This is a genomic window from Segatella asaccharophila, from assembly GCF_054687055.1.
In genome coordinates, this window is the sequence record NZ_BAACAN010000010.1 from 69415 (window position 1) to 92771 (window position 23357).

Here is a 23357-nt window from a genome sequence, read left to right on the forward strand (position 1 = left end):
TACCCGATAACAAGCCGTTTACAGCGATTATGAAAAAGAGGTATTGCCGAGCATGATTTGTGTAATTGGGAAATGTTTTATATCTTTGCAAAAAGAAGACCGTATGCCGAATGACTCTGTCATTGGACAGGAGGGACGGATCCGTGTGACCGGCTCCTTTCCTTTCTCGAAAAAGGTGAAATGGTGGATAGAGACTTTCTGACTCGGAAGGTTGATCATCTTACGGAATTTCGCCTTAGTTAACCTGCTGGCCATGCCTGCTGTTTTCCAGGTGTAACGTCAGGATGTTGCTTGACAACATTTTGCGGTGTGAATATGAAAATCAATTAAAAGCGTGTTTTTATAGCATGAAAGAAGATAGTCCTAAAGATCTTTGGGATCAGGCTCTTATGCTCATCAGAAACAATCTGGATGAGAAAGCCTATAATACCTGGTTCAAACCTATTGTTTTTGAATCATACGATGAGCAGAAGACAACCCTTCTGGTGCAGGTGTCAAGTGGTTTCGTGTATGAGTATCTGGAGGCCAACTATGTGGACCTGATGAGCAAGGCTTTGAAGAAATTTTTCGGTGAAGGTATTCGTCTGACTTATCGTATTGTCACTGACAAGGAGCATAACCTTACGCAGAATATTGAGGCTGATCCTGCTGATGCCATTCACCCCAAATCCGTGTCGGGTGCAAACCAGTCTCCTTCGATCCTGGATGCCGCAAAGCCACAGCAGATAGATTCACAGTTGAATCCGAAACTTACCTTTTCCAATTATGTGGAAGGGGACAGCAATAAACTCTCAAGATCTATCGGGCTGACTATTGCCGAGCATCCTAATACGGCGCAGTTTAATCCTATGTTCATCTATGGTCCTTCCGGTTGTGGCAAGACGCATCTGATCAATGCGATCGGAAATGAATGCAAGAGATGTTACCCGCAGAAGCGCATCCTTTATATCAGTGCACGACTCTTCCAGGTACAATATACGAGCGCAGTCCTCAATAATCATGTCAATGATTTCATCGGATTCTATCAGACCATAGACATGCTGATTGTAGATGATATTCAGGAGTGGATGGGGAAAGCGAAGACACTGGATACTTTCTTTCATATCTTCAATCATCTTTTTAAAAATGGACGGAGAATTATCCTGGCCAGTGATCGGCCGCCAGTCGAACTCAAGGATATGCCGGATCGACTGCTGACCCGTTTCTCTTGTGGCCTTATCGCTGAACTTGAAAAACCTAATAAGCAGCTCTGCAGGGATATTCTGGTCAATTTAATACGCCGCAATGGTCTTGCTATCCCGGATGATGTGGTGGAATATATCGCTGAAAATGCCGATGGCAGTGTGAGGGATCTCCAAGGGGTCATCAACGGACTTCTGGCTTACAGCATCACATATGGCGGGGATATTAACCTTAAGTTGGCTGAAAGGGTGATCAAGCGTGCCGTGAAGGTGGATGATGAACCGCTTACACTGGATGATATTGTCAATACGGTATGCAGACATTTTAATGTGTCACCTAATTCTGTGAACAGCCGGAGCCGTAAGCATGACTATGTCATTGCCCGGCAGGTCAGCATGTATATGGCTCAGAAATATACGAAGATGCCTGCCACAAGAATTGGAAAACTGGTGGGTAACCGTGACCATTCTACGGTCGTGCATAGTTGTTCTAAAGTGGAAGGGCGTATCAAGGTGGATCGTTCCTTCCGGGATGAACTGGTGTCCATAGAGAATGCTTTTAAACTGAAGGGTTAGTTCTGAAGCGGAATAATAGAATTTGATCTGTTCTTAGATAAAAACAGGGGGTGAGACTCAAGCCAGTCTCACCCCCTTATTCGTTAGTCTTCTATCCGTAGTGTCCCTTGGTCAGTCCTTATCCTTCTGACGGAAGGGACACAGAGAGGATAGGCATCTCAGAATGGAAGGTTGATGGACATTCCTGCAATCAGCCAGAAGCCGGGTTGCGGGACATTCCCTACTTCAACATAATCCTTGTCCAGAATGTTGTTCGCCTCAAGATAAGCGTTCCATTTCTTCTCACGCCAACTCAGTTTGCCGTCAAGGATCCCATAAGTGGTATAGCTATGGATATGACCGTTGACATCCACATAGGAGCCCATGCGGTGCTGAAGCCGGTATTGCAATCCTAAATCGAGATTGTGCCAAAGATTCAATTCTACATCCGTAACCAACTTGTTCTTCAGGTATTCCAGGGCATAGATGCTCTGGATGCCTGTACGCTCATGCTTGGTCTGGTTGATATAACTGTAACTGAGTTGGAAGTTCTGTAGAAAATGCTGGTCTGGAATGAGCTGCAGGAAATCGAAATCCAGGGAGGTCTCTACTCCCAGGGAGTTGATCTTCCCGAAATTGACTGATTTCCAGACGGGAGACCCACTTTCATCCTTCGAGCCATCATAAATCCAGTCGATGAGATTCTTGTAATGGTTGTGATAGATGCTGGCTTTGCCGCTGATGCCCTGTGCCTGGTATTTAATACCGGTTTCAAGGGCTGACAGTTCTTCTGGTTTCAGATGTGGGTCTGCCAGATACCCACCGACGGAATAGTATAGTTCGGTGAACGATGGCATCCTCAGTGAGGTGTTGAATGAAGCATAGAGCTTCCAGTTGTTTCCGATCCGGTAACTGGCATCAATGCCCGGATAGACACGCATGTTCATGTCTGCCCAACTGTTCTTTACTGCGATCAACCCTGCTGAGAGCGTAAAACGACTGAGCAGGATATTATGCTCCAGCACAAACTGCACGTTTGTCCGGTTTACGCCTTTCAGGTATTCCAGTCCTGTGCCATGAACAGGTCTGGGATGTTCCAGCGTTTCCCCGAGGTTGGTGCTCACCAGGTCTTCATCCCGGATTTCCGCACCTATAGCTGTGCGCCCTAACAACCAGTCAAAATAACCGTTCAGGTTTACGCCGTAGACATCTGTGCGGTGGTAATTGAAGGGATATTTATCCGCTGCCCCCCGGAAGAGTTCAAACCGGTCCATCGTACGGTTCCAGTAGATAGATGGCTTGAGGTGGAAGATACCGGTCTTGTTCTCTGCCTGCAAGGCTGTATAGGTCTTGAAGGTATGTTCAAACTGGTCATCGAACCTTGAACTGTATGAAGTACTGCTGCCCCAGTTCTTCGTACTCATTCCTGCATACCAGTTGACTTGTATGTCCGGATCTTCATAGTTTCCCTGATAAAAGGTCTTTCCCCCTTTATAATCCATGTTCAGGTGCCCGGCTTTGTTCCGGCTGAAACCGTCACTGCGGGTATAACTTCCTGAAATCTGATTGTTCCAGTATCCCTTCGCTATATTAGCTCTGCCGCCGGCAGAGAGATAGCCGAAAGAACCTCCTTCGGCATGAGCCGTAAGACTGCTTTGCCTGGGCGTGCGCGTCACGATGTTGATTGCTCCTAGGAGGGAAGAAGTTCCATAAATTCTGCCTGCAGGGCCTTCCAGCACTTCGATGCGCTCGATGTCGCTCAGGTCTACAGGCAGGTCAAATGCGTTGTGGCCAGTCTGTGGGTCACAGATATTGATGCCGTTGAGCAAGATGGTGATCTGTTCATCATTACCGCCACGGATGCTGACATCCGTCTGGGCGCCGATAGGGCAACGTTGCCGGACATCTACGCCTACGGCGTATTTTAACAGATCGTTGACACTTTGCACCGGCGCGGCAGCAATATCCTTTCGCGTCAGTACAGTAACCATTCTCGCTTGCTGACTCCTTGTCAGCGGCGCCCGGCTTGCGGTCACATCGACCTCGTCGAGCTGTTGCTCCTTCCTGAAGGTTGAATCAGAAGCTGCCTTGTTCACATCTGTGCTGATGCCGGCTGCTCTTGCATGAGACAGCGTGGCAATGCTCAGGGTGCCTACAAGAACTTCCTTGCCCAGTACGGAGAACAGTGCGTAACCCTTGTTCGCAAATCTCTTGAACTTCAGGCTGCGGCGCTTGTTGAAAATTGTTTTGTACATTGATTAATTTTTAAAAAATCATCTTGTCTTATGGCAAGCGACCGCAAAGGTAATCATTTTATGTGATAAAAATATAATTTGAACGATAAAAGTGTGGATTTGTGGCTTTCTCGTCATGCTCCGGTGTTCATGGCTGGTGCTTTGCTCTTTAGGGAAATTACCTTAAAGACTGAATGAATATTTGCTGGTTACTCGAAAAGGGGAGTGCGAATCTTTTCCCCGATCAGACAATTATGGATCAGGGGAAACAGACTCGTCCTGCCGTATGGTTATGCTTTCAACCCTGGTGGCTCTCTGGTGCCGTTGCTCCTTGGGGCTTCCTTCTTTTCACTTCAAAGGTGCGGAAAACGAGATAGAGTCCGTCACCCTCCAGTTCTATCTGCTTGCCGGTGGCCTCGTTCAGACTGCCTTGCCAGAGTTCTTGAAAGGCAAAGACAGGCCATGTCATCCCTGCCCCGCTGAGGTGTTGACAACTAAAATTGAAGATACTGATCTGCTGGCCGGGTTTTGTCGCAAAGGTGCATTTCCCGTGAGCCGGTACGAACCATCCATAGTCGGTGACCATTACTGGCTGGACGTGGAGTCTGCGGTAATAGAATACCATCAGTCCTATATTGGAAAAGGTATGATCCTCTCGCTTTCCCGATGCGCCGAGATAGGCAAAGGTGGCGAGGGTAGGGATGTCTTCCGCCTGGTCTTCCAGAGGGGTAAAGTCTGACGGCTGGCCATAGACCACAGGTATGCCTCTCAGGGACAGCGCATATCTGGTAGCTTTCGTCATGTCATTGTCCATTTGCTCACTGAAAGGATGGAAGAGACGGGCATAGCGTTTCTTGTACTCTTCGGGCAGGGAATCTCCGTCTCCGACGATCGCGTCGGGGATACGGTCCTGGAATTTGAGCAGGTGCTGCGCTGCGCCGTCACAACAAATGAGTGGTCTGGCTCTTGACAGGATCCCAGAAGGAATCTGGTGGGCGGGGAAATCTCCGTCTGCAAGGATAACGGCATCAAAGGTGCTTCGTGAAGAAATCAATGGATAGTTCATAATCATTATTTGTTCAATAGGAAAAACGTATGGCCTCTTATCTGGATAGGCGGTGTCTCCTTTAACCCTTTTCCGCGGTGTCTCCTTCGTGCTGCCTTTCTTCGGACATCATCTTCTTCCATTTGAAAAAACCGGCTACGCACACGATCACATAGACCACGTTCAACCCGGCCATGAACGGAATTCCTTTATAGACATAGAGCACGGCACTGACCGCATCGACGATCATCCAGATATACCATTGCTCAAGGTATTTCCTGGCCAAAGCCCACAGGCCGATAAAACTCAGGGAGTTGATGAAGGAGTCGCAGATGGGTACATTAGAGTTGGTAAACCGGATCAGAACCCAGTAGATGAGCACCCAGGCGATGAGCCAGATCAATGTGGACGGAAGGATCAGCCTGGCCTTGAAATGAGTGATGGGCATCTCTTTCTCGTCCGCTGCCTGCTGTTTCTTCTTCCCGAACTTCCATACGATATAACCGTAAACGGCGGCCAGGGTGTAATAGATATTCATGCCGAAGTCAGCATAGAGGCCATGTTGCCAGTAGAGTACTATGCATAACAGCGGCATGATGATGCCTACAACCCAAAGCAGAATGCTGGCTTTATATTCCAGCCAGACATAGACGAGCCCTACGAGGGTCGTCAGTATGTCCAGCCAGTGTTCATTGAGGAATGTCTCCATTGTCTAGAAGCGAATGGTCAGATGTCCCATCATATTGAATCCGGCCATGGGGTTGAATCCGATCTGATAGTAACGCTTGTCAAGGGTATAGCCACTTGACTTGCTTACGGCGGAGTAGACCCAGCCCATTGCGGCATAGTGACGGTCAAAGAGGTTGTTCAGGTCAAGGCCGAGAATAATGTGCTGGATCGGTTTCCATAAGTTGCGGAACTTCAGGGTATAGTTGAGATGGAGATCGGTCTGTGAATAGCAGGGCAAGGCGCGGTCTCTGTTCTCTGTATTGTCAAGATACTGCCGGCTTACGAAATTGGTATGCCAGATGCCTTGGAACCCTGCGAAATGCACCGTCAGAAATCCGTTCAGGATCGTAGACGGAGAAAAACTCAGGGTAGATTTGCTGTAGTGTTCGTGTGCAGGATGGTCTTTGTCATCCCAGTCATCAATAGCCTCTGTGAAGTCATTGATGCGATTCCTGCTTAGTGCAGCATTGCCTTCGAGTGTCAGGAACTTGAACGGATCATATCCTGCGGTGATCTCTGCTCCCATACGGTACGACTTCTTGATGTTCGTGGTCAGGTTCTCACCGATGTCACTGAGTTCCCCGGTCTGGACAAACTGGTTGTGATAGGCCATGTCATAGAAGTTGATGCCTGCTCGCCAGTTGCTTCCGTTGCATTCATAACCGAGTTCCCAGTCAGTTACCTTTTCTGCTGTAGGAGCCGGATAATTATCATTGTTCGTGAAGTTATTGCGTTCCGGTTCGCGGTGGCTGATGGCGACAGATGCGTATGCCCGCTGCGAATCCCAGTGCAGGTTCACGCCGGCTTTAGGGTTGAAGAAATCATAGTGCTTGTTGATGTCAAGGACCTGGTTGGTATAGGTCCCTTTCGGGAAATGGTCATTGATGCCGGTGGTCTTATAGTCGACATGGCGGTATTGGAGATCCAGGAAGAGATCAAACCAGTCTGTGACCTTTCCCGTGGTCTTGATGAACCCACTGTAGTCGCCCTTATGTGCGTCTGAATTATAGTAGGGATAGTCCTGTCCGTCAGGCATGTATCTGGCAGCCAACTCGGGATCTGCCATATAGGTCAGACGGCCCCAATGGTGGCAGGTAAAATACTGGAGGGCCAGGCCACCGGTAATATCCAGATATTTGCTTTTATAGTCGGTATCCCAGATGAAACCGTAGGTGTTTTGAGTGAGCCCTTTCTTCCGGATGAAATCTGTTGTTTGCAGGACCGTTCCGTCAGACTTTGTGAAATCGCGTAATCCGAATTTTGAGAGTTTGTTGTTATATCTGAACTCATCATAATAACCGTAACCGTAGGTGTAACGGAGGGCAGCGTTGGTCGTCCAGTGGGGATTGATCTCCCAGGCTGCGGAGAGAATATTGTGGTTCTGGTAGAAATTGTCGGTCGTCCTTTTCCAGAGTGATCCGTTTGACAGTTGGTAGCGTTCTGTCTCGTATTTCCCGTTTTTGTCTTTCACAAAGGTCCAGGTTTTCGGATCGAGGATAAGGTGTTCATAGAGGTTGTTGAATTTTCCGAGTCCGGCATCGTACATGTCTTTATAGGTACGGATGCCTTCATCCATAAGGGATGCGTCATCGTTGCCGGCTACCACGCCGTTCCAGCCTTGTCCGGTCTTCTCGAAATTACCGATGTTCTTATACTTAAGGACGAATCCGTTGCCCAGGTAAGTCAATCCTCCGTAGTAGGAACCGGACCGGCCGTCAGTGCCATGGAGGTAACCGTCTGTGCGGGTTTCGTGGTATGCTCCGTCAAAGACGAGTCGGTCAGCCATTAGCCCGGTGGAGAAGTTGGCTCCTGCATTGTATGTGTTGAATGAGCCGTAGGAGCCGGTCAGCTCCAGGTAAGGATGATAAGACGGGGTAAGGGTACTCAGGGAGATGGAACCGCCGAAGGCTCCGTCACCATTCGTTGAAGTGCCTACGCCGCGTTGGATCTGGGCTGATTGGAGAAGGGCCCCGTAAGAATTCATGTTTACCCAGAAGACGGTCTCATCTTCGGGAGAGTTTAACGGCACGCCGTCAATGGTGACATTGATGCGGCTACCGGCAGCTCCGCGCAGACGCATATAGACGGGGCCAGTGCCGGTTCCGTTTTCGCCCCATGCCAGGACTCCGGGAGTCTGGGCAAACAGGAAGGGGAGTTCCTGGCCGGTCTTGGAGAAAGCCGCCAGGTCGTTCCGGTTGATGTTGGCTACTGCAAATGGTGCATTCTTCTTGGCACGAATGGCATTGACCACAACTTCTGAAAGCCTGTGGGTCCTTGTCGTATCGGCCTGTTGAGCATTGATTGTGCTCATGCCGATCAGGGCAAGGGACAGCAATACAATCTTTTTCATTATACCTGTAATATTAAAAAAAACAAAGGGAGTTTGTCTTACCTACGCCGGCATTATCCGGATCAGGTTGATGGGTATATTCTCAGCACCGCCAATTGCAGACTTTTCCCGTTTCTTGAAAAACGTATAAACGAATGCGGCGGAGCACCCCCTAAATGGCGGTTTGCCATTCGAGTGCAAAGATAGAATAAATTGTTGAAAACACAAAGAATACTCTTAAAATTCTTTAATGAACTAAAAAAGTCCTTTTCCCGACAGGAGAAAAGGACTTTCTTAGTTTGATCAGATGGTCATCCGTTTATTTTCCGCATTGCTCGCACGGATTCCACGGCTTCAACTGTTTGAAGAAGTCATTACCCTTATCATCTACGAGGATGAATGCGGGGAAGTCCTTCACGACGATCTTCCAGATGGCTTCCATACCGAGCTCTGGGAAAGCGACACAGTCGATGCTCTTGATGCACTCTTTGGAAAGCAGTGCGGCGATACCACCGATGGTACCGAGATAGAAACCGCCGTGCTTCTTGCAGGCATCCGTGACAACTTGTGTGCGATTACCTTTGGCAATCATGACCAGTGAGCCTCCATGATCCTGAAATTCATCTACGTACGGGTCCATACGGTTAGCTGTCGTCGGCCCCATAGAGCCGCAGGAGTATCCTTCGGGAGTCTTGGCCGGTCCGGCATAGAGGATAGGATGGTCTTTGAAATATGGGGGCAGATCCTGTCCTTTATCCAGTGCTGCCTTGAGTCTTGCGTGGGCGATGTCGCGTGCTACGATGATCGTTCCGCTGAGGCTGACACGGGTGGAAACTGGATATTTGGTCAGTTCTTTGCGGACACTGTCGATACCTTTGTCCAGGTCAATCTCTACCCCTTTAGGGCCCTCACCGGCTTTGCGATATTCGGCAGGGATAAGCTCTGAAGGATTTTCATCCATCTTCTCCAGCCAGATGCCGTCACGGTTGATCTTTCCTTTGATGTTACGGTCTGCTGAGCAACTTACGCCGATGCCGACAGGACAACTGGCTCCGTGGCGGGGCAGGCGGATGACACGTACATCGTGTGCGAAATACTTGCCGCCAAACTGTGCACCGAGTCCGATATGGCGGGCTTCTTCAAGGAGTTTTCCCTCCAGGTCTTTATCCCTGAACGCACGGCCGGTCTCATCCCCCTTGGTAGGCAGGTTGTCATAATACTTGATAGAAGCTAACTTGACCGTAAGCAGGTTCTTTTCGGCACTTGTACCACCGATCACGATAGCGATATGGTAGGGAGGACAGGCTGCCGTACCCAGGCTTTTCATCTTCTCTACAAGGAAAGGAATCAGGGTGCTTTCATTCTGGATAAGCGCCTTGGTCATCGGCCAGTAATAGGTCTTGTTGGCTGACCCGCCGCCTTTGGCTACGCAGATGAAACGGTATTCTTCTCCCTCGGTAGCCTCTATGTCTATCTGGGCAGGAAGATTGCAGCGTGTGTTCACTTCGTCATACATCGTCAGGGGGGCATTCTGGGAGTACCGCAGACTGTCCTGTGTGAAGGTGTTGTATACTCCACGGGAGAGAGCTTCGGCATCATCAAAACCGGTGTATACCTGCTGTCCCTTTTCTCCGTGGATGATGGCTGTGCCGGTATCCTGGCAGAAAGGCAGAACGCCCTTGGAGGCAATATCGGCATTGCGAAGGAACTGGAGGGCAACATATTTATCATTCTCAGAAGATTCGGGATCTTCCAGAATGGCGGCTACTTGTTTGTTATGAGCGCGGCGGAGCGTGAATTCTGCATCGTGGAAGGACTGCTGGGCCAGCAAGGTCAAGGCCTCTTTGCTGACTTTCAGAATCTCTTTTCCCTCAAATTTACCTGTGCTCACCCCTTCTTTGGTAAGCAGTCGATATTCTGTGTCATCCTTTCCGGTCTGGAACATCGGAGCGTACTTGAAATTTGGTACTTTTTCCATAGTAACAATGTTTTATATTAATTTAATGAGTCTTTATTCCTTTCTGATGTGTTAGCTTTCCATCTTTTCGAGGAAATCATATAGTTCTGATTCTTCTACGTCACCCAACTTGAATTCCCGCTTCGCGTCGTTCTTAATGGTGTTAAGCCATTCGGCATGGGCGGGCTCACATTCTTCAATCAGGCGCCGGACATCTTCTTCTGTGATCGTATCGGAATGTTCAAGGTCCAGAATGAACTGATAGGTCCACGCCCATTTATAGTCTTCATAGTTGAGATGCATATTCAGAAAGCGGTCGTGAATGGTCAGTAAATCATTCACTTTTCCGGCTTTGATGTCTTCCAGCAGTCTTTGCTCTTCCTCTTCGGGAGCCAGAAGGCCGCAGAGATCGCACCACCTGCCTGTCCCGGTGTCACTCTTCGGCACTTCGAGGGGATGCTTCTTGAGTTCGCTCTCCAGGAACAGCCGGATGAGCATGTCGTAGGACTTGATGCCTTTCTGCATGGAAGAGTTCCGGATATAGCATCCTCCATAATTGTATTTCTCTATATGCTGTCCCTGTTCTTCACGGAGACCTTCAAGGATTTTCTTCCCTCGCACACACTCTGAGACGACAAAAGGGGACAACCAGTCGAAATTGACAAAACTCCGGCTCGCGGAGTCTGAAAGCGGACGCATATCCCTCCGGGGCCATTTGTGTATATCACGATAGGTGCCAACGGTGGTTACATTATGCCCTGGCGCTATACAGGTCTCCATCCCGTCCCCGAAAAGGTAACTGAAGGGCAGGTCCTGGACGGTGGGATGGGTCTGTATCCATCCCATGCACATGGTGAACGCTCCGATGTGGGCCGGCCAGAAAATCTGGGAGCCGCTGGAGGTCTTGTCTCCTCGCTCCATGGTCCCCCAGTGGATGGGCCCCATCTTATAGGCATGGTTGGAAAAGTTGGTGTTGGCTCCGGCATTGTAAAATGAGAATTCTCCCGCAATGAGCAAACTGTTCTTGTGATGACTTACGGTGAAAGGACCACAGAGGGCTGCACAGGTCTCTCCGTTGCCTATAAAACTGTTGGCAAAGAAGAGGCTGCTTTCCGTCGAGGCGTTGACAATATGACAGGCTTCTCCGATAAAACAATTGTTCACGTGGGCACCGTCAAGGATGGAACTTCCTGCCTGCACGATACTGTTGTCCAGGATGACGTTATTGCCGATATAAGTGCTTGATTCTGGAGAACTGAGAATGGAACATTCACTGATCCTGCTGGCTCCGGAGATCTCACAGTCATCATTGATGATGGTATTCGTGACCTCTGTCGTATTTACGATTTTTACCCGATAGCCGAGAACGCCTCTTGGTGGTTTCCTTTCTTTCAGATAGTTGTGGATGATGGCACGGAAGGCTTTCCGGAATTCTTGATCGTCGGCATGACGGATCTGGAATGCCGCAATCTGGGTGTTGAGGCTGTCAAAGAGAATGACATTTCCGTCTCCGCTTTCATTCCTGACACTGATGACATTCCCTTCTCCGAAAGTGGCATCTGATGTGGTGTTCATCTTCCCGATGTTGGAAATGTAGCATTCCTCACCAATATCGTAGTTGTTGATGTAGTTGCCTGTTCTCTCGATCAGACAGTTATCTCCTAGGGTAACATCCTTGAGGACTGCACTGTAAATGCCCGAGTGCTTTGAAAATCCTTCATCCACAGTGATGTTCTTCTCGAAGACTCCCAGGTTGACTTCTCCATAGAACTTTACTTCCCTGAGGTATTCGGTGGAGAAATTCTCTGCGACATTGATCGCTGTCCAATCTTCGGCCTGGCATCCTTGACTTTCAAGGGTGCTGATCTCTTCTTCGGTTAAACTTCTGTAATCGTCCATATATTTATTGGTTAGAGTTCTCAATCTCAGTTGGGAATCCTTTCTGTCATTTATAAATCGATAGTCTTACCTGTGTCACGATACTTCTCCTCATGAGGGTACTGGCATATACGCTCTTCGGTTTCTTTATTCCACTTCCGGATAGAGGAAATCGTTGTAGGGATATTTTTGAACGTGAAGTTCACGGACGCGTTTATAAAGAGCATGATGCAGCTCTTCCATGTTTTCTTTCGTCTTTGCCGAAATGAAGATGCAGTTCTCATTGTATTTTGCCATCCATGTCTTCTTCAGTTCCTCCAGGGTCACATTGGACCGGTCTGCAGGGGTAAGGTCATCCTTCTCTTTCTGTACCCAATGGTAATTGTCTATTTTATTGAACAGGATCATTTCGGGTTTGTCTGCACAGCCTATTTCTTTCAGGGTCTGCTGGACTACCTGTATCTGTTCTTCGAAATCGGGATGTGAGATGTCTACGACATGTAACAGCAGGTCTGCTTCACGGACCTCATCCAGTGTGGACTTGAAGGAATCTACCAGGTCGGTGGGCAGCTTCCTGATAAAGCCTACGGTATCGGCTAACAGAAACGGGAGGTTCTTAATGACAACTTTCCGCACGGTTGTATCCAGCGTAGCAAAGAGTTTGTTTTCTGCGAATACATCACTCTTGGCCAGGAGGTTCATGATGGTGGACTTTCCTACATTGGTATAGCCGACGAGGGCTACACGAATGAGCCTTCCCCGGTTCTTGCGCTGCGTGCTCTTCTGTTTGTCGATCTCGGCAAGGCGGTTTTTCAGCAGACTGATGCGGTTGGTGATGATCCGGCGGTCCATTTCCAACTGTGTCTCGCCTGGTCCACGGAGGCCTACGGTACCCTTTCCGCCACCTCCTCCTGAACCTCCGCCCTGTCGTTCAAGATGGGTCCACATCCGCTGCAGGCGGGGGAGCAGGTAACGGTCTTGTGCCAGTTCAACCTGTGTCTTGGCTGCGGCTGTTTTCGCACGCATGGCGAAAATATCAAGGATCAGACTGGTCCTGTCGAGAATCTTCACATCAAGGACTTTTTGGATGTTCCTGATCTGCCGTGCAGAGAGTTCATCATCAAAGATCACCATACCGATAGGGCGGTCATTGTCATCCTCTTCCTTGATGTAAGCGCTGATCTCTTCTAGTTTTCCTTTGCCTACGTAGGAAGTCTGACTGGGAGCATCAATCTTCTGGGTGAACCGCTTGATCGTCCTGGCTCCTGCGGTGTCCGCCAGAAATTCCAGTTCATCAAGGTATTCACCTGTCTTTTCCTCATCTTGATCTTTTGTGATCAATCCTACCAGGATAGCAGTTTCTACTGTGCCTCTCTTTTCTATAGAATCTTCAAATTCGTTCATCTCGTCTTTATTTTCTATGCAAAGATAATTAATTTAATTTCTTTATGCACTAAAGTTCAAGGATAATTAGGCTTAAATGTTCTTTTTATTTATAAAAGGGAGAAAAACGTTTGACCTGGTGAATATGGACCGCAAGGATTAATTCCCGTGATACATCAGTGGATGCATCAACGACATTATTACCAGGCCTTGGAGACATCATTACCAAGCCTTGGAAACAACGTTACCAAGCTTTGGAAACATCGTTACCAGGCTTTGGAGACAACCTTACCAGGCCTTGGTAACATCGTTGCTGATATAGGGGAGAGGAATAGGGTTACCTAAGTAGGGTAACAAGTCCCGACACTAATCTAATTCGGATTTTAACTCTTGATAGGATAGTCTGTTGAGGCTGGTGACTCGCAAACGTTTACGTGGTTTTTTTTAGAAAAACGTGCCGATTATTTGATTTAAATCAATTTTATCTATAACTTTGCAACAGTTGAAAAATAATGTATCCAAACTGATTTTCAAGAAAATAATAACTACATTATCAAACGAACTGCTGAAACATTTGAAGATGATGAAATATGCTTCGACGTGATGTCGGAGCATTATTTTTTGCTATTTCCCGTAATTCTTTTACCTTATTTATTTCTGATCTGAGAATTTGTTTTTGATCTGATTTTTGCATAAACCATTGGATGGGGACCGTTACTTTTCCTTGCCCTGTTGCTGATCTGACTTTTTAAAGGGAAACCTTTTATGTGGAGGTCTTATATGGCTTTGTGGTTCAAAAGATCAAAAAGATCATTTCTGTATGTTCGTGTTTATCATGATTTTAAAAACAGGCCCTTATAAAAACGAGATTCCCGGAAACCTTTGTCTCAAAGAATTCCGGGAAGAGAGAAATTTCTTAGTTCGCTAACTAGTCTTTTTACTCTAAAACCTAATAACCTAATCTAATAACCTAATAACCTAATTTAATAATCTAATAACCTAATCGAATAACGATTTCTTGTTTTCTATATGAAAAGTGAATCTTTCTTTTGTTCGATTGCAAAGATACCAACTTATTTTTATGTTGGATAATTATTTCAGTTAATTCCAATAAATGTTCAGTAATAAGATTAAATATAAAATTATGAATGTTAATTTGTAACTCGATTTGCACAAAAATATTAAATGATTCTTGTGAAAGTCTAATGTTAACCGTCCTTTTTCATCAGTATTTCAACCAGGACACCCGTTTGGGTATCCTGGTCGTCAAGTTTGCAGATGTCTTTCAGAAAGAGCAGTTTACGACATCTTCTTTACTCCGGATACACTTCCATTGCGTATCCACCGCCTGGAGCCATGTGTATTTTCAGGAGTCCGTCTGCCGGAATGGTTATTTCCGTTTTCTGGTAATCTTCTGCAAAACGATCAGCGTTGACACCATCCTGGAAAACGACAGCCTTTTTACCTGCGAGGGACTTAAGGTCCAGAGTCAGGTCACGTGCTGTCCAGTTATTCACGGCGCCGACGTACCAGATGTTGCCCTTCCGGCGGGCGACAGCAGCATATTGTCCCACTTTTCCGGCTAAAGGACGGGTCTGATCCCAGGTGGTGGGGATTCCGGCGATAAAGTCAGTACATTCTGGTTCTTGCTCATAGTGTGTGGGGCTGTCACAGAGCATATTCAACGGTGAGAAGAAGACCACATATTCAGCCAGCTGATGGCAGCGTGTTCCCTGACTCATCGGATCACTGTTACAAGGGCGGAAGGTCTCTTTCGTGCCATTGTGCATGGCACCTTGAGTATAATCCATCTGGCCCTGGAGCTGCCGGGTGTAGGGGAGGGTGACGTCATAGTCTACCTGGTCGTATCTCTGCATGGTCGACCATTTGTTCTGTTCTTGTCCTGCTACAGCCTCAAAGTTAAGGACATTCGGGTAAGTGCGGTTCAGACCGGTAGGTTTATAGGTCCCGTGAAAATCGAGGATAAGATGATATTTCGCAGCCATGGCGGCAGCACGGTAATGGAAGTTGACGCATTTGGCGTCATTCCGGTTGAAAAAGTCGATCTTGAAACCCTTGACACCCATCTGGGAATAATGCTTGCATACCTCTTCCATATCCCGGTCGAAAGCATAATATCCGGCCCAGAGAATGATGCCTACATTTTTCTGCTTTGCATAACTGATGATTTCCGGCAGGTTAATTTCCGGTACGATCTGCATGAGATCTGCTTTCCCGTTAACGGCCCATCCTTCATCCAGGATGACATATTCGATGTGGTGTTTGGAAGCGAAGTCGATATAATATTTATAGGTCTCAGTGTTTACTCCGGATTTGAAGGGAACATGATATAGTCCCCAGTCATTCCACCAGTCCCAGGCTACCTTCCCGGGGTGGATCCAGGAGGTGTCCTGAAAACGGGCCGGTGCGGCAAGGCGATAGACCATGTCATTGTTCATCAACTGTTTGTCTTGTCTTGAGATGCAGAGCACACGCCATGGGAAATTCCTTTGTCCATTACATTGCACCAGATAGTTCTCCCGTGACTGCACCAGTTCTTCAAGCATGTTGTGCCCGCCCTGTTTGATGGCTTTCGGATAGTTGGCAAAATACCCTTTGATAGATTTGCCATTGTCTGGATTGAGGGCAAACATTCCTGGATAATTTTCCAGGTCTGCCTCAGTGACGGCTACCTTAATGCCATTATCTGCTTCAATCACAACAGGGATGAAAGCAATGTGTTTAGCGTTCATTTGGGAAAGGGGAGCGAAGGTATAGGTGTTTTCAAAAGAGTTGTTGACCTGCTGTTCTAAGGTTCCTTCTGAGTCCGTATAGGGAACGAAAGCCTTCCAGTCTTTCGGAAAATTGAATTCGGCCTGCTCGCCGCTGACGGTGAATGGTCCCTTTTTCAAAGCCACAAAGCGATAGGCTATGCCATCATTATAGGCACGGAATATCAACTGGAATTTTTCTTTGAACGTCATCGTCAGTTCATTGTAGTCATCCTGGATCTTGTCTTTTTTATAGGCAAAGGTTTTGATGATGCCCCGATGGGTGGTCGTGACAGCAGACTTGAGTCTGGAATCCTGTCCGAAGGATTTGCTCCCGGCGATGTTCATGGAAATAACGGAAGGCGAGAGAATGAGGGTCTTGCCTACTGTGACGGCGTACGAAATGGTCTTGCCCGTATTGACATTGACATTGATCTGGCCGTCAGGTGAATGAAGTTGAAATGATTTGGCATTGATGACCATACAAATGGTCAACGCCCATAATAAGCATAGCTTTTTTTTCATGTCTATAAGAATAGATTAAAGAAATTGTAGTGTATAAATAAATTTAAATGATGTTTATCAGGTCTGAATGAATCATAGTGCTTTTCCTGGCAGGACTGATACCCTGTTTGTCAACCGGGTATCAGTCCCTGCTTTACGGTTGGGTCTCTCCTTCCACATAGTCTTCTAAATAGAGGTGTTCACCATCGAAGACGGCGTATGTATATTGCCATATCCAGTCTCCGAGGACAATCATCCGTGCTTTGTCGTTCAACCTCAGATCGAGTTTGATATGCCGGTGACCGTAGATGAAATAATCAATATTGCTATGAGTCTTCAAATATTCTTTAGTGAAGCACACCAAGTATTCCTTGTCTTCACCCAGGTAAGGAGTCTCCTTGCCATCCGCCCGTTTCAGCCTGCTGTGCTTGGCCCAGTTCAGTCCCAGAGCCATTCCCCAGCGCGGGTGCATCGCATTGAGAAGGATCTGGCAAGTACGGTTATGGAACATTTTCCGCAAGAGTTTGAACTGATTGTTAGGGTCACCTAATCCGTCACCATGGGCGAGGAAGAATATTTTGCCGAAAATTTCTGTCGTAATCGGTTTGTGATGTACGATCAGTCCACATTCCTTTTCCAGATATCCATAAGTCCAGATATCATGGTTGCCTGTGAAGAAATGAACCTCTATGCCACTATCCGTCAACTCTGAGAGTTTGCCCAGGAACCGTGTATAGCCTTTAGGCACGACATATTTGTATTCATCCCAGAAATCAAACATATCTCCTAAGAGATAGATGGCTGCGGCTTTGTCCTTAATACTGTCCAGAAAACGTACCAGGCGTCGTTCCTGGGTGCGGTTGTGAGGGATAGCCAGTGAGCCCAGATGGGCATCGGATAAAAAATAGACATTCTTTCTCATTTGTCAATGGTTTGAAGTTGATCTTTCCGAGTTCTGAGAGGTTTCCACTTTGAATAATCCTTTATGACGGGCAGGGATATTTCTGACCGGCATGATAAAGAGACTTGAAAATCAGTTGAATCCCAGTTCCTCCCTGGCTTCTTCCGACATCATGCTCTGATCCCACGCAGGTTCAAAGACAAGGTTGACATTGGCGGATTTGACGCCCTCAACACTTTCAACCTTCGTGCGGACATCTTCCAGGATGAAATCGGCAGCCGGGCACGATGGCGCCGTGAAGGTCATATCTATATTTACACTCGAGTCGTCCTTGACATCTATCTTATAGATCATGCCCAGATCCCAGATGTTCACTGGAATTTCAGGATCGTAAACGGTCTTGAGGACATCTACAATCCGCTCTTCGATTTTAGTCTTTTCTTCTTGAGTCATTTCGCGCTCCTTTTTGAGGTTTATCCAGCCCATGTTCTTAACGGATGGATGTGCTGTTTCATGCAAAGATAGAAATAAATTTTGAAATACCGGTGGCAGAAGTCAAAAAACATCTGCTGGCATCTTTCTTATGCAGGGAAGATTAAGGGTGGTTTGCCTGCAGAGACGACGATCCGTGGGGAGTTTGGATCATAGTCTGCCCATTTCCCGATAGGAGTAGTATTGTCCGTCACAGATGATGACATGGTCCATGAAGAAAATCCGCATCAGGCTGCAGGCTTTCTTCATCCTGAGTGTCAGGCGGTCATCTTCGCAACTTGGTGTCGCATTATTGCTCGGATGATTATGGCAAAGTCCGAGGATAGTAGCGTGATGGAGAAGTGCCTCTCGCATGATTACCCGGATGTCGACGGCGGTCTCTGTAATCCCTCCGTGGCTGATCGATTCCGCCTTGATCAGTTTGTAATTCTGATTCAGCAGCAGAATCCATGCCTCTTCTACATCAAGGTCTTGCATACGGGGATGCATGTAATTATAAACAGCTGTTGCTGAGCCGAGTTCCTGGCGTTCTTCGGCTTTTTCCAACTGACGTCTCTTGCCCAGTTCACAAGCTGCAAGGATAGTGATGGCTTTAGCTGGCCCTATTCCCTTAAACCGGGTTACGAGTTCGTGTATTTCTGCTTTCCCCAGAGAGTTCAGATTGTTATGATAAGCCTTCAAGACCGTTTTCATCAAGTCTACGGCGCTGAGGCTTGGCGTTCCGGAACCGATGAGGATAGCCAGCAGCTCCGCATTGGACAGTGCTGCCGGACCTAGCCGCTCGAGTTTTTCACGTGGCCTGTCTTCTGTTGCCCATTCCTTGATGCTTAATCTTGCAGAGATACGCTTTGTAGGAGTCAGATCTTTTTGCTTGTCCTTATCGGAAGGTTGGCAGGATGCCGTTTCTTGAGGACCTTTGTTCTCCTTTTTGCTTTGGGGATGATTGGGAAGGAAGTTGGACGGTCGGTCCAGAGGAAACACCTCCCGGATGGAATCCTTTTTTTTCATAGTATCAGATATAAGGTGAGTTTCTGTCCTTCCTTTTGGTAAGGAAGAATATTATTGTCTTTATAGTGTTGTGTTAAATTTTATCGGGATAGAAAGACCCTGATGCCTGAGCCATTCTATTTGTAAAAAGTGTTTTGATAAGCAGCAAATTCTCCTTTCTTGCAAATACATCTTTGCCACCAGGCTTTTAAGAACCCACAACCGTAGCCCGTCAGTTGAACGTATGCTGCAATCCCTGCAAGGATTCCGATGCGGAAGGAATGACTTGCCCGCCATCCGTCAGCCAGGATGAGCAGGTAATAGGCCGCAAGCGGTAGAAGCGGTATCCAGATCAGTAGCCGACATTTCGTGAGGAAGCCGATGAGGCATAGCAGGAGTAAGCCGATGACACCAGTGGTAAAGGCTGCCGGGAGAAGATGGACGATCTTCAAACTCTCAGGGTATTTCTTATAGAGATTGATGCGGGCGATGCCACTATTGAATACCTGTTTCCAGAACTTTCTGAAATTGGTACGGCGTTTGTGCCATACCCAGGCCTCAGGAAAGAGTCGGCAGTGGTAGTGATTTTGGTAGATGCGGATGCTGAAATCAATATCCTCTCCAAAACGCATGTGCGAGAATCCGCCTAAATTCTGATAGACCTCCCGGCGTACTCCCATATTAAAGGAACGTGGATAAAACTTATCCAGTTTTTTCTTCCCCCCCCTGATGCCTCCTGTTGTAAAGAAGGAAGTCATGGAAATGGAGATTGCCTTTTGCAGGGGAGTGAATGATGCTGAGGCCCTGTCGGGTCCGCCAAAAGCATCAGCAGGCTCCCGGTCGAGTTCTTCATTGACCGCCTGCAGGTAACCGGGAGGGAGAGTCACGTCACTGTCCAAAATGATCAGATAGGTACCTTTGGCTTGTCTTGCTCCTTCATTACGGCTTTGCCCCGGTCCGGAATTCTCTTTTCTGAAATAATGCAGGTCCAGTCTTCCCTGGTAATGATTGCACACTTGTTCGCAGGAAAGGGTAGAGCCGTCTTCTACTACGATGACTTCAAAATCGCTGATGGTCTGATGGATCAGGCTGTCTAACAATTCGCCAACCTCTTCAGGGCGGTTGTATACGGGAATAATAATGGAATATTTCATACAAAAGACAATACGGGAAACAGATGGAGTGGTATGATCAAGGCAATGGAAAACAGGATTCAGATAATAGTGGTAGTAAGCAATGCCCTCACTTGGCTTGATGGAAATGGAAACTTGAAGCCAGTATAGAAAAAATAAAGGATGGCATCATGCCCGCCGGTATTACCCGACTGTCAGCTGCTGCTATCCTGTATCCTGAAAGAAAACGTTTATGCGTTAACGCGCCCTAAATAACTGCCGTCACGGGTGTCAATCTGAATGGTGTCACCCTCATTGATGAAGAGGGGTACACGGACTTCTGTACCTGTTTCCAACTTAGCAGGTTTTGTGGCATTCGTGGCGGTGTTGCCCTTGACGCCAGGCTCGGATTCGACTACCTTCAGATTTGTCTTTACCGGCATTTCTGCAAGGAGGATTGTGCCATCAGAGGTATCTGTGACTACTTCTACAATATCTCCCTCTTTCATGTAGGCTGCCCCGTTGATCTGATGTTCCGGGATAGGAATCTGCTCAAAAGTTTCCTGATTCATGAAGATGTAGCCGGTACTATCTTTGTACAGATATTGATAAGGACGACGCTCGACACGCACATCATCCAACTTGAAGCCGACCTGGAAAGTGCGTTCCAATACGCGACCATCGGCAATGTTTTTCAGTTTGGTATTCATAACAGTATTACCTTTACCCGGTTTTCTGTGTTGAAAGTCAATACATGTCCAAATTTTACCATCCATACGGATACAAGTTCCGATTTTAATTTCCTGTGAATTAATCATTGCTGTATATTTATTTGTAATTTTCTTAAGCGTTTGCAAAGTTACTTCTTTTTAAGAAACAAACAAAGTAAATATAAAAAAAATACTAATAATAGCGCTAAAAGCCCGCAAAAACTTGGTTGTTTCGAAAAATATCCGTACTTTTGCAGCCCAAAGCGGTGAAGTGGGTACATGACAAGTCATGCTTTATCGGTTTTTGCTCATGAAATTATAAATTAAAAATAATAAAAATGAAAAGAACATTCCAGCCTCACAATCGTCGTCGCGTGAATAAGCATGGCTTCCGCGAGCGTATGGCAACAAAGAATGGCCGCCGCGTTTTGGCTTCTCGCCGTGCTCGTGGCCGTAAGAAGTTAACTGTTTCTGACGAGAATCACGGTAAATAATCCGTTTCTTGCCGGTGAAGCATTAACCGTTTAAGGTTAAAAAGAAAGAAGTAGAGGTTGATTCTTTGCTTCTTTCTTTTTTTTGTCTATCTTTGCACTGTGGATAGAATCAGGCAGTCGGAGAACAGTTCCTGTGTGTGCTGGCATCCTCAAAGTCGGAAATACGAGTAAGAACCATTATGAAGTCAAAGAAATTCTTCAGTAAATTCTTAAGCCGCTATTTATGGGGGAACCTGGCTGCGATGGCCATGGTTATCTTCCTGCTTTGCCTGGGTGTGAAATATGGAATAGATATCTATACGCATCATGGAGAGGCTATTCCGGTGCCGAATCTGCTGCATAAGGATTTTAATGATGCCCAATATATTCTCAAGGGTGTGGGCTTGAATATTGAAGTGAGCGATACGGGATACGTGCGCTCTCTTCCCCCGGGATGTATCCTGGCTCAGAACCCGCCGGCCGGTGAGCATGTGAAGTCAGGCCATATTATCTATGTGACGATCAATGCGTCTCATTCTCCTATGATCCCTATTCCTGATGTTATCGACAACTGCTCTTTACGTGAGGCAATGGCGAAGTTGACGGCTATGGGCTTCAGGCTGGGCCAACCTAAATATATTGCCGGTGAACAGGACTGGGTGTATGGCCTTCTGGTAAACGGACGCCAGGTTCATGCGGGGGATAAAGTCAGCGTAGATGCACCTCTCATCATTGAAGTGGGGAATGGAAAACTCCCTGCTTCTGATTCGATCGACTATGTGGATCCTTCAGAAAATGACGAAGAGTCCCCGGATAATAATGACCAGGATCCATTCCAGGAAGTTCAGGGGACTGATCCTACCGCACCTTCGGCAGAAGATAATTCTCCTGCTAACCAGACGAATTCTGGAAATTAAAAATCCATGGGATGAATAGAACGACTAAGGAGGAAGTTGGAGAATGATTTCAAAACAGAACGATAAGGATCAGGAAGCTGGAAGGGGTGAAGGGCAACTCTTTGAACACTGGAAAATTGAGGTTGATGCCGGACAGCAGCCGGTCCGTATTGATAAATTCTTGAGTGAACGCAACCCTTACCAGAGCAGAAACCGCATACAGAATGCTGCTGATGCAGGTTGTATCCGCGTGAACGGCAAACCTGTAAAGAGTAATTATAAGATTCGTCCTGATGATCAGATTACACTGGTACTTGACTACCCCAGGCATGAGACCAGCATCGTAGCTGAAGATATTCCTATTCATGTGGTATATGAGGATGAGGATGTGCTGGTGGTCAATAAGCCTGCAGGAATGGTAGTCCATCCAGGGGCAGGCAATTTTACAGGGACGCTGATCAATGCCATTGCCTGGTATCTGAGAGATATGAAGAACTTTGATGCTAATGACCCGGAAGTGGGACTTGTGCATCGTATTGATAAGGATACAAGCGGCCTGCTGGTCGTGGCGAAGACCCCGGAAGCTAAGGCTTCACTGGGGAAGCAGTTCTTTAATAAGACGACACACCGGAGTTATAATGCCTTGGTATGGGGCAACTTTACGGAAGAGGAAGGGCGGATTGAAGGTAATATCGCCCGGGACCCGCGGAACCGTCTTCGTATGAAGGTCTTTCCTCCGGACAGCGGGATAGGGAAGTGTGCGGTAACACACTATCGCGTGCTGGAACGTTATGGCTATACAACACTTGTGGAATGTGTCCTGGAAACAGGGCGTACACACCAGATCCGTGCTCACATGAAGAGTATTGGACATCCGCTTTTTGCCGATGATACTTATGGAGGGATGGAGATCCTGCGCGGCCAGCGCAGTTCTGCTTATAAGGCTTTTGTGGAGAATTGCTTTAAGATCTGTCCCCGTCAGGCACTCCATGCCAGAACGTTGGGATTTGTCCATCCTCGTACCGGCAAGCAGATGGACTTCACCAGTGAATGGCCGGATGATTTCCGACAACTGATAGAGAAGTGGAGAAACTATATTCATGGAAATGCTAATTTCTGAATGACTTATTTCTTGATCATTGTTAACGATTAGAATTAATATTGGAATAAAAAAGACAAACCTGATGGATGGGCGTTACTGGAATTCGCAGTTCCTTCAG

Annotated in this window: 17 protein-coding genes; 4 read left to right on the top strand and 13 right to left on the bottom strand. The window is 47.1% G+C overall.

Features of this window, described 5'->3' with window-relative positions; genetic code table 11:
- Positions 1 to 347 precede the first annotated feature (347 nt).
- Positions 348 to 1757, top strand: a complete 1410-nt coding sequence (dnaA, locus tag ACYRYG_RS07910) for a chromosomal replication initiator protein DnaA (protein WP_293418496.1) — start codon at positions 348 to 350, stop codon at positions 1755 to 1757.
- Positions 1758 to 1915: 158 nt separating this feature from the next.
- On the opposite strand, the gene ACYRYG_RS07915 is transcribed toward dnaA, so the two are convergent.
- The 13 genes from ACYRYG_RS07915 to efp all read right to left on the bottom strand — a co-directional run bounded on the left by ACYRYG_RS07915 (position 1916) and on the right by efp (position 20876).
- The gene (locus ACYRYG_RS07915; protein WP_293418498.1) at positions 1916 to 3991 is read right to left on the bottom strand and encodes a TonB-dependent receptor; all 2076 of its coding nucleotides are present in this window, start codon (positions 3989 to 3991) and stop codon (positions 1916 to 1918) included.
- A gap of 277 nt (positions 3992 to 4268) precedes the next feature.
- Positions 4269 to 5042 (bottom strand): thiamine diphosphokinase, encoded by a 774-nt coding sequence (locus ACYRYG_RS07920; RefSeq protein WP_293418500.1) that lies wholly within the window; start codon positions 5040 to 5042, stop codon positions 4269 to 4271.
- 55 nt (positions 5043 to 5097) lie between these two features.
- Positions 5098 to 5724: a nicotinamide riboside transporter PnuC gene (gene pnuC / locus ACYRYG_RS07925; protein WP_460197961.1), complete on the bottom strand. Its 627-nt coding sequence runs from the start codon at positions 5722 to 5724 to the stop codon at positions 5098 to 5100.
- Between the two features lie 3 nt (positions 5725 to 5727).
- Complete coding sequence (locus ACYRYG_RS07930) at positions 5728 to 8094, bottom strand: TonB-dependent receptor (RefSeq protein ID WP_293431825.1); 2367 nt, start codon at positions 8092 to 8094, stop codon at positions 5728 to 5730.
- 298 nt (positions 8095 to 8392) lie between these two features.
- Complete coding sequence (locus ACYRYG_RS07935) at positions 8393 to 10051, bottom strand: fumarate hydratase (RefSeq protein ID WP_293418506.1); 1659 nt, start codon at positions 10049 to 10051, stop codon at positions 8393 to 8395.
- Positions 10052 to 10102: 51 nt separating this feature from the next.
- The gene (locus ACYRYG_RS07940) at positions 10103 to 11929 is read right to left on the bottom strand and encodes a DUF4954 family protein (protein ID WP_293418508.1); all 1827 of its coding nucleotides are present in this window, start codon (positions 11927 to 11929) and stop codon (positions 10103 to 10105) included.
- Positions 11930 to 12055: 126 nt separating this feature from the next.
- Entirely contained in the window at positions 12056 to 13312 is a 1257-nt protein-coding gene (hflX, locus tag ACYRYG_RS07945) for a GTPase HflX (protein ID WP_293418510.1), read from the bottom strand.
- A gap of 1292 nt (positions 13313 to 14604) precedes the next feature.
- On the bottom strand, positions 14605 to 16587 hold the full coding sequence (locus ACYRYG_RS07950; protein ID WP_293429629.1) for a glycoside hydrolase family 97 protein: 1983 nt from the start codon (positions 16585 to 16587) through the stop codon (positions 14605 to 14607).
- Positions 16588 to 16720: 133 nt separating this feature from the next.
- On the bottom strand, positions 16721 to 17488 hold the full coding sequence (locus tag ACYRYG_RS07955) for a UDP-2,3-diacylglucosamine diphosphatase (RefSeq protein WP_293418514.1): 768 nt from the start codon (positions 17486 to 17488) through the stop codon (positions 16721 to 16723).
- Between the two features lie 111 nt (positions 17489 to 17599).
- Complete coding sequence (locus tag ACYRYG_RS07960; protein WP_293418516.1) at positions 17600 to 17920, bottom strand: metal-sulfur cluster assembly factor; 321 nt, start codon at positions 17918 to 17920, stop codon at positions 17600 to 17602.
- A gap of 189 nt (positions 17921 to 18109) precedes the next feature.
- Positions 18110 to 18967, bottom strand: coding sequence for a RadC family protein (radC, locus tag ACYRYG_RS07965; protein ID WP_460197962.1), 858 nt, complete (start codon positions 18965 to 18967; stop codon positions 18110 to 18112).
- Between the two features lie 116 nt (positions 18968 to 19083).
- Positions 19084 to 20100 (bottom strand): glycosyltransferase family 2 protein, encoded by a 1017-nt coding sequence (locus ACYRYG_RS07970; protein WP_293418520.1) that lies wholly within the window; start codon positions 20098 to 20100, stop codon positions 19084 to 19086.
- 209 nt (positions 20101 to 20309) lie between these two features.
- Entirely contained in the window at positions 20310 to 20876 is a 567-nt protein-coding gene (gene efp, locus ACYRYG_RS07975) for an elongation factor P (protein WP_293418522.1), read from the bottom strand.
- 230 nt (positions 20877 to 21106) lie between these two features.
- Between efp and rpmH the strand changes: the two genes are divergently transcribed.
- The 3 genes from rpmH to ACYRYG_RS07990 all read left to right on the top strand — a co-directional run bounded on the left by rpmH (position 21107) and on the right by ACYRYG_RS07990 (position 23257).
- A complete protein-coding gene (gene rpmH, locus ACYRYG_RS07980; RefSeq protein ID WP_016665496.1) occupies positions 21107 to 21262 on the top strand; it encodes a 50S ribosomal protein L34 in 156 nt (51 codons plus the stop codon).
- Positions 21263 to 21441: 179 nt separating this feature from the next.
- Complete coding sequence (locus tag ACYRYG_RS07985) at positions 21442 to 22158, top strand: PASTA domain-containing protein (RefSeq protein WP_293418524.1); 717 nt, start codon at positions 21442 to 21444, stop codon at positions 22156 to 22158.
- A 43-nt stretch (positions 22159 to 22201) separates the two neighbouring features.
- The gene (locus ACYRYG_RS07990; RefSeq protein WP_293418526.1) at positions 22202 to 23257 is read left to right on the top strand and encodes an RluA family pseudouridine synthase; all 1056 of its coding nucleotides are present in this window, start codon (positions 22202 to 22204) and stop codon (positions 23255 to 23257) included.
- Positions 23258 to 23357 lie beyond the last annotated feature (100 nt).